This window comes from Yinghuangia soli (genome assembly GCF_021502675.1).
GTDB classification, from domain to species: domain Bacteria; phylum Actinomycetota; class Actinomycetes; order Streptomycetales; family Streptomycetaceae; genus Yinghuangia; species Yinghuangia soli.
The window spans coordinates 192812-200157 of sequence record NZ_JAKFHA010000009.1 but is presented as its reverse complement, the minus strand read 5'-3'; the positions used below and the strand labels follow the sequence as shown (position 1 = coordinate 200157).

At 73.8% G+C, this 7346-nt stretch carries 9 protein-coding genes; 2 read left to right on the top strand and 7 right to left on the bottom strand.

The features are described 5' to 3' along the window. Positions 1-87: 87 nt before the first annotated feature. The 6 genes from rpoZ to LZ495_RS18030 form a co-directional block, all read right to left on the bottom strand. A complete protein-coding gene (gene rpoZ / locus LZ495_RS18055) occupies positions 88-351 on the bottom strand; it encodes a DNA-directed RNA polymerase subunit omega (RefSeq protein ID WP_231777208.1) in 264 nt (87 codons plus the stop codon). Between the two features lie 70 nt (positions 352-421). Beyond that, positions 422-988, bottom strand: coding sequence for a guanylate kinase (gmk, locus tag LZ495_RS18050; RefSeq protein ID WP_235053267.1), 567 nt, complete (start codon positions 986-988; stop codon positions 422-424). Positions 989-1088: 100 nt separating this feature from the next. After that, positions 1089-1406, bottom strand: coding sequence for an integration host factor, actinobacterial type (mihF, locus tag LZ495_RS18045; protein WP_235053266.1), 318 nt, complete (start codon positions 1404-1406; stop codon positions 1089-1091). Between the two features lie 279 nt (positions 1407-1685). Further along, positions 1686-3077: an ATP-binding protein gene (locus LZ495_RS18040; protein WP_235053265.1), complete on the bottom strand. Its 1392-nt coding sequence runs from the start codon at positions 3075-3077 to the stop codon at positions 1686-1688. A 12-nt stretch (positions 3078-3089) separates the two neighbouring features. Beyond that, complete coding sequence (locus LZ495_RS18035) at positions 3090-3857, bottom strand: response regulator (protein WP_235053263.1); 768 nt, start codon at positions 3855-3857, stop codon at positions 3090-3092. Next, positions 3854-4606 (bottom strand): hypothetical protein, encoded by a 753-nt coding sequence (locus LZ495_RS18030; RefSeq protein WP_235053261.1) that lies wholly within the window; start codon positions 4604-4606, stop codon positions 3854-3856. Before LZ495_RS18030 ends, LZ495_RS18035 begins: the two co-directional genes overlap by 4 nt. A gap of 219 nt (positions 4607-4825) precedes the next feature. Between LZ495_RS18030 and LZ495_RS18025 the strand changes: the two genes are divergently transcribed. Then, entirely contained in the window at positions 4826-5755 is a 930-nt protein-coding gene (locus tag LZ495_RS18025) for a hypothetical protein (protein ID WP_235053260.1), read from the top strand. After that, complete coding sequence (locus tag LZ495_RS18020; protein ID WP_235053258.1) at positions 5748-6449, top strand: class F sortase; 702 nt, start codon at positions 5748-5750, stop codon at positions 6447-6449. Before LZ495_RS18025 ends, LZ495_RS18020 begins: the two co-directional genes overlap by 8 nt. A 61-nt stretch (positions 6450-6510) precedes the next feature. Here LZ495_RS18020 and pyrF read toward each other — a convergent pair whose 3' ends face one another. After that, positions 6511-7344, bottom strand: a complete 834-nt coding sequence (gene pyrF / locus LZ495_RS18015) for an orotidine-5'-phosphate decarboxylase (RefSeq protein ID WP_235053256.1) — start codon at positions 7342-7344, stop codon at positions 6511-6513. Positions 7345-7346: the final 2 nt, after the last annotated feature.

Here is a 7346-nt window from a genome sequence, read left to right as displayed (position 1 = left end):
GCCCCCCCCCCGGGGGGGGCCGCGGGCGCCCCGGGGGGGGGGGGGGCGCGGCCCCCCCCGGCGAAAGCGCTGCGGCGCCGGAAGGCGTCAGCCCTCGATCGGCTCCGCGGTGAGCATGCCGGAGTTGATCTCGCGCATCGCGATCGACAGCGGCTTCTCGTGCACGTGGGTGTCGACCAGCGGGCCGACGTACTCGAGCAGACCCTCGCCCAGCTGCGAGTAGTACGCGTTGATCTGCCGCGCACGCTTCGCCGCGTAGATCACCAGGCTGTACTTCGAGTCGGTGACCTCGAGCAGCTGGTCGATCGGCGGGTTGATGATGCCCTCGGGCGCGGAGGAAGTGACTGACAAGGCTGGGGCCTTCCCTTACGACCCTCGGCCGCCGGTTCGCACCAGGGCGGCGACAGGGATCTCAATCGATTCAGGAAACGTTCATCAAGGCTAGCAGTTCGCGCGAGACATCCTCGACGGACGTGTTCACCAGCGTCACGTCGAATTCGGATTCGGCGGCCAATTCCACCTTTGCCTGCGCGAGCCGGCGCTCGATGACCTCGGGGGATTCCGTGCCGCGCCCGACCAGGCGGCGGACCAGCTCGTCCCACGAGGGGGGTGCCAGGAAGACCAAAAGGGCATCCGGCATGGCACGCCGGATCTGGCGCGCCCCTTCCAGCTCGATTTCCAGCAGCGTCGCCGCATCGGCGGCCTGGCGGTCGAGAACCGGCTGCCGAGGCGTGCCGTAGCGGTTGCCCGCGAATTCGGCCCATTCGAGGAGTTCGTCGGCGGCAATGAGCTTGTCGAACTGCTCGTCGTCGACGAAGTGGTACTGCACGCCGTCGACCTCTCCGGGCCGGGGCTTGCGGGTGGTCGCGGACACCGAAAGCCACACATCGGGGTGCTGGCCGCGGAGGTGCGCGACAACCGTGCTCTTGCCGACCCCGGAAGGGCCGGAGAGCACGGTGAGCCGACGCTGCTGCTGTGTGTCGTGCATGGTGCTGTTTTCAGTGCCGTTTCTGCCGAGGGCCGGGTGGTCGATGGACGCGGCAGGCCCGCGATCAGTCCCGGTCGGGACCGGTGTCCCGGTCCCGAGCCTACTTGTCGCCGAACTCGCGCTTGAGGGCGGCGATCTGGTTCGTGCCGAGACCGCGGACGCGCCGGGTCTCGGAGATGTTGAGCTTCTCCATGAGCTGCTTGGCCCGCACCTTGCCGACGCCGGGGAGCGACTCGAGCAGGGCAGAGACCTTCATCTTGCCGATGACGGCGTTCTTCTGCCCCTCCTCGATCACCTCGCTCAGGGAGGCATTGGAGTGCTTGAGGCGGTTCTTCACCGCGGCACGCTCCCGCCGAGCCTCAGCGGCCTTCGCGAGCGCCTGTGCGCGGTCTTCGGGGGTCAGGGGCGGAAGAGCCACGCCGTGTCACCTCGGGCTTCGATACACCGGATGGTTGCTGTCCTCGGCCGCCCCCATGGGCGACCGCAACTGTGGAACCTAGCTGGTCACAGCGCCCGCGGCAACGCGAAACGCTCGACCGAGTGAGCCTGCGACGGAGCCTAGTCCGCGGATCGCGCCACGTCGCCCGAAACCGCCGAAAAGACCACCTCAGGGCAGCTTTGACAGCCGAACCGACAGCTTGTTCGAGCCGGAATACGCGTTAATTCGTAGCAAATCGCCTGCGGCGTGTCGGCCGCGTCACGACCTCGCGGATTCCTGCGGACCGGGCGGATCCGGGTCCGGATCCGCGCCGGACGGACGGTCCGCTGCGTGCGCCGCGCTCCCCCGGCCGGCCTCGGGAGCGGCTCCCGAACCGCCGGGCGGACCGGTTTCCGCGGTCCGCGGCAGCTCCAGGACGGCCAGCGCGCCGCCGCCCGCCGCGGTGCCGAAGACCAGCTTCGCGCCGATCACCTTGGCCTGGCCGACCGCGATGGTCAGCCCGAGGCCGGTGCCGCGGCCGCGCTCGCGGTGCCCGGACCGGAACCGCTGCGGACCGTGCGCGAGCAGGTCGGGCGGGAAGCCCGGGCCGTGGTCCCGGACCGTGACGGTCCGGCCGGCGACCGCGACCTCGACCGGCGGAGCGCCGTGCCGGTGCGCGTTGACCACGAGGTTGGTGAGGATGCGGTCGAGGCGGCGCTCGTCGGTCTGCACGATCGCGTCGTCGGCCGGCGTGAACCGGGTCGCCCCGGCGCCCGCCGCCTCGGCGGCGGCCAGGATGCGGCGTACCGCGCTGCCCAGCCGGACCGCGCGGAGCTCCGCGGTCTCCCCCGCGGCGTCGAGGCGCGAGACCTCGAGGAGGTCCTCGACGAGCACCTGGAGGGCGCGCACCCGGTCGTGCACGAGTTCGGTGGGCCGGGACGGCGGCAGCAGCTCGGCGGCGGTGACCAGGCCGGTGAGCGGGGTGCGGAGCTCGTGCGCGACGTCGGCGGTGAAGCGCTGCTCGCTCTGCAGGCGCTCCTGCAGCGCCTCGGCCATCCGGTCCACCGAGGCGGCCAGGTCGCTGACCTCGTCGCGGCCGCCGATGGTGCCGACCCGGGCGTCCAGGTCGCCGTCCGCGATGCGCCGCGAGGCCTGCTGGACGTGCCGGATGCGGCGGCTGATGCCGGCCGCGGCGGCGACCCCGACCAGCACCGTGACCGCGACCGCGAACAGCGCGGACGCCACGATCGCGCTGTCCAGGTCCTCCGCCGCGCCGGCCGCCGCGGCGTGCTCGAAGCGGGTCGAGACGACGTGGTCGCCGACCGGGGCCGCGGCCCACACCACCTCGCCGTTCGACCCGGCCACCAGCACCGTGCCCTGGTGGCCGCGCTGCAGCAGGGGCCGCAGCGCCTCCGGGAGGCCGGGGTCGTCGACCGCGGCACCGGGCCCGTTGACCTGCCCCGTGCGGCCGTACGAGCCGAGCGCCGCGTCCAGCCGGGCCAGCGCGATGTCGCGGCCCCGGTCCAGCCGCTGGCGCTGCGCGGTCTCGTGCACCAGGAAGCCCAGCACGGCCGCGACCACGCACGAGACGGCGGCCATCGCGGCGGCGATGCGCAGCCGGATCGAGGGGCGGAAGCCGCGGATCGCCCCCCGGTATTGACGCGTCGTCATGGCCGGATCCCGCTACCGGCGCAGTTTGTAGCCGAAGCCGCGGACGGTCTCGATGCGGTCCGCGCCGATCTTGCCGCGCAGCCGCTGCACGTGGACGTCGACGACGCGGGTGTCGCCGCCCCACTGGTAGTCCCAGACCCGCTCCAGCAGGGTGTCGCGGTCGAGCACGACGCCGGGTGCCGCGGTGAATTCCAGCAGCAGGCGCATCTCGGTGGGGGTGAGCTGCACCGGGACGCCGTCGACGCGGACCTGCAGGGCGTCGGTGTCCACTTCGAGGTCGCCGACGACCCGGACCGCGCCGGACGGCTCGGCGGCGGGCGGCCCCGGCGCGGCGAAGGCGGCGGCCGATCCCGGTGCGGCCGGTGCGGAGTGCGCCGCGGGCGGCGGGGTCGTCGCGGGCGGTCCGCTGCGGCGCATGACGGCGCGGATCCGGGCGACGAGGACTCCGCTCTCGAACGGTTTGGTGATGTAGTCGTCCGCTCCGGCTTCGAGTCCGGACACCATGTCGATCGGATCGGCGCGGGCCGTGATCATGATGATGGGGACGGTGCTGGTCTCGCGGATGCGCCGGGTCAGGCCGACGCCGTCGAGGCCGGGCATCATCACGTCGGTGACGACGACGTCCGGCGGGTCGGTGCGGAACACCTCCAAGGCGGCGAGCCCGTCGGCGACCGTGCCGACCTGGAAGCCGTAGCGCTGCAGCGCGAGTGCGGTCGCCTCGCGGATGACGTCGTCGTCCTCGGCGAGAAGGATGCGCAGGTCGTCGGCGACCTCGTTCACGATGTGCTCCGGGGGGTCGAGGTCGTGGCGGTCGCGGTGCCGTTGGGGACGAGCGGCGGCTGCTGGCGGAATTCGGTCTCGGTGCCGATGGCGTCCATCTCGCGGCCGTTCCACCGGTAGCGCGTGGTGTAGAGCAGGCTCGGGCAGCATTCCGGGTCGCCCGCGGCGGGTACGGCCTGCCGGACGAGGAGGTCGTCGCCGAGCCCGTCGACCGCGTAGTGGTCGAGCTCGTACCAGAAGATGTCGAAGACCTTGCCGGCGATGACCGTGTAGGCGTAAGTACCGGTCAGACCTGCGGTATTGCTGATCGACACCAGAAGCTCGGGACGGCCGTCGCCGGTCAGGTCGCGGTAGACCGGGTCCCGCAGGCCGCAGTCGTCCTGGCAGGTGCGCAGTCGGGTCTTGAACACCGCGTCGACGTGCGCGTCGGCGAGCAGTGCGGCCTTGATGTCGATGTTGCGGGCGTCGTCGCCGAGCGGCGCCGGCACGTCGAGGGGCGCCGGCGGCGGCGCGGTCGCGACGGGGCCGGGCTTGCGGCCGGCCGTCGGGCTCTCCGCACTCTCGGTGGGCACCGGAACGGTCTGATCCGGCCACAGCGGCTGAGGCGTCGGCGGCGGGACGACCTTGCGCGCCGGACCGGCGTCCACGACACCGCGCGACGGCGCGCAACCCGCCGCCACCGGCAGCGCGATGGCCAGCGAAGCACACAGCACGACGAGCGCGCTGGTCCGGGCCGGGGGCGTGATCACGAGTCTCATCATGACCGAATATCGCCTTATTTCGGGTCAATGTGGCGGGACACGACGGCAACACGTCGGTCGTGTAACAGCGGTCCATCGGCCTCCCGGCGGAATGCCCGCAAGGCCCTTCCGCGGCATTGTGCGGCCCGGACCCGGCCCTACGGTCGAAGCACCGGCCGCGGCATCCCGCCCGGCCGCCGTCCGCCGATCCGACTCGGGAGCCGCCTCATGTCCGCGCAGCGCAGCACCTGCCGCGCAGCCGCCGGCCGCCTCGCGGTCGCCGCCCTCGCAGCCACCGCGCTGCTCGCCGGCCCGGCGACCGCGGCCTTCGCCGCCCCGGCGGGCCCGGCGCAGGAATCCGTGCATGCCGAGCACGGGCAGTCCGCGGACAACGCCAAGAAGTCTCCGGCCGTCGGCGGCCCGGTCGTTCAGCCGCGGGCCGACCTCGCGCCGGGCGGCCTCCAGGCGCACCGCGTGTCCTCGGCGCCCGGCCGGTCGGTCTACGAGACCTTCGGCGGCGACAACGTCACGGTCAGCACATCCGAAAGCGGCCCCGAGGCACTGATCCGCACCAACAACGGCGGCTGGGTCGGTACCCTGACCGCGGCCCGGAAGGGCCCGGTGAGCAGTCCGTATTCCGGCTGGATCTACGTGCTGGTGGACGGTTCCAGGCCGTACCTGGACATGTACTTCGAGAAGCAGACCGGGCGCATCGACTTCCCGGTCGCGGCGAAGCCGAAGTCCCCTGCCACCGCTCCCCCGCAGGGCTCGGCGCCGCAACCGGGCGCCACGGCCGCACCGTTCGGCGCGGACTCCGGCGGCTCGGCAGGCGGCGCCGGCCGGCCGCCCGCCGAGAACCCGGCCTCGCGCGGCCACCGCCCGGACGGCGACGCGGCCGGGCCGCCGGGTTCCGGCGCGGCGGGCACTGCCGACCGCTCACCTGGAGAAGGCGCGGTCCCGCCCGCGCACGGCACACCGGCGGCCGATGAGCAGACCCGGATCGAGCCGCAGGGCGCGGTCACCGCGGGCGGCGCCCCCGAGCGGTCCGCCGGGCACACCAATCTGGTCCTGTACGCGGGCGGCGCGCTGATCGCCGCGACCGCGGTCGCCGGCGTCGGACTCTCGGTGACCCGGCGGAAGGGCGAGAAGCATGGCTAGCCGGCCGCGCGAACCGCAACGCCAGGGCAGCCCCGGCGGCTCGGTGACCACGTACGCGAGCCGCAACCGCCGCAGGCGCCGGGCGCTGCGGGCGGCGGGCGTGCTCGCGCTGACCGCCTCGCTGCTCGGCGGCGTGGCCTTGATCGCGGAGTCGCAGCAGGCGGACACCCGCCCGGACGTCGACGTCGCGGTGCAGCAAGGCTCCCCCGCGCCGCAGGCCGGAGCCCGGAACACGCGCGGCCTGCCTGCCGCGCAGCCGGTCCGGGTGTCCGTCCCGGCCATCGGCGTGGACGCACCCGTCATCGGCCTCGGCCTGCAGGGCGACGGCTCGGTGGAGGTCCCGTCGGTCGCCGATGCCGCCAAGGCCGGCTGGTACCGCAACGGGCCGACCCCGGGCGAGATCGGCCCCGCGGTGCTCATCGGCCACCTGGACACGTCCCGCGGCCCCGCGGTGTTCCGCAAGCTGCCGCAGCTGCAGCCGGGCACCGAAGTGCTGGTCGCGCGCGCGGACGGGTCGAGTGCCCGCTTCAGGGTCCGCTCGCTGGAGCAGGTCCCGAAGTCGGGATTCCCGACCGAGCGCGTCTACGGCGACACGGACACCGCGCAGCTGCGGCTGATCACGTGCGGCGGCCGCATCGGGGGCGACGGGCACTGGACCGACAACGTGATCGTGTACGCCGACCTGGTCCGCTGACCGCCGGCCCGGCATCCCGGCCGCCTCGCCGCCGGGATGCCGCACGTCAGTTCACCGCGCGTCAGTTCACCGCCGCCTGGCACTCCTCCGCGTAGCGCGCCGCGGCGTCCCGGAGTCCGGCCGCCGACGGCCCGTGCCGCAGCACCTCGCGGCTCACGCTCGGCACGACATTGCGGGCCGCCGCGCCGAACACCTTGGGGATGTCCGCGGGCGTCGCGCCCTGCGCGCCGATTCCGGGGGCCAGCAGCGGCCCGTTGATGTCCAGGTCCACGCCGACCTCGCCGAGCGTGGCGCCGACCACCGCGCCGACCGAACCCAGGCCGCGCGCGCCCGCGTTCTCCACCGCGATGTGCCGCAGCATGGCCGCGGCCACGCTGGAGCCGTCGGCCGCCGTGGCGCGCTGCACCTCGGCGCCCTCGGGGTTGGAGGTGAGGGCCAGCACGAAGACGCCCGCGCCCTGCTCGGCGGCCAGGTCGAGGACCGGGCGCAGCGAGCCGAAGCCGAGGTACGGGCTGACCGTGACCGCGTCCGAGGCCAGCGGGCTGTTCTTGTCGACGTACGCGGCGGCGTAGCCGGCCATGGTCGAGCCGATGTCGCCGCGCTTGGCGTCCATGATCACCAGCGCGCCGGCCGAGCGTGCGTCGGCGACCGCGGCCTCCAGGACCGCGATGCCGCGGCTGCCGAAGCGCTCGAAGAAGGCGCTCTGCGGCTTGAGGACCGCGACACGGTCGGCGAGCGCGTCGACGACCGTGCGGGTGAAGGTCTCCAGGCCCGCGATGTCGTCGGCCAGGCCCCAGGCCTGCAGAAGGGCCGCGTGCGGGTCGATGCCGACGCACAGCGGGCCGCGCTCGTCCATGGCGGCGCGCAGGCGGGCGCCGAAGGGCTGCACCATCAAAG

Excerpts from the sequence above, each read along its gene's own strand:
- gmk (WP_235053267.1), bottom strand. The coding sequence starts at position 988 with ATGCACGACACACAGCAGCAGCGTCGGCTCACCGTGCTCTCCGGCCCT.
- LZ495_RS18040 (WP_235053265.1), bottom strand. The coding sequence starts at position 3,077 with ATGACGACGCGTCAATACCGGGGGGCGATCCGCGGCTTCCGCCCCTCG.
- LZ495_RS18025 (WP_235053260.1), top strand. The coding sequence starts at position 4,826 with ATGTCCGCGCAGCGCAGCACCTGCCGCGCAGCCGCCGGCCGCCTCGCG.
- LZ495_RS18020 (WP_235053258.1), top strand. The coding sequence starts at position 5,748 with ATGGCTAGCCGGCCGCGCGAACCGCAACGCCAGGGCAGCCCCGGCGGC.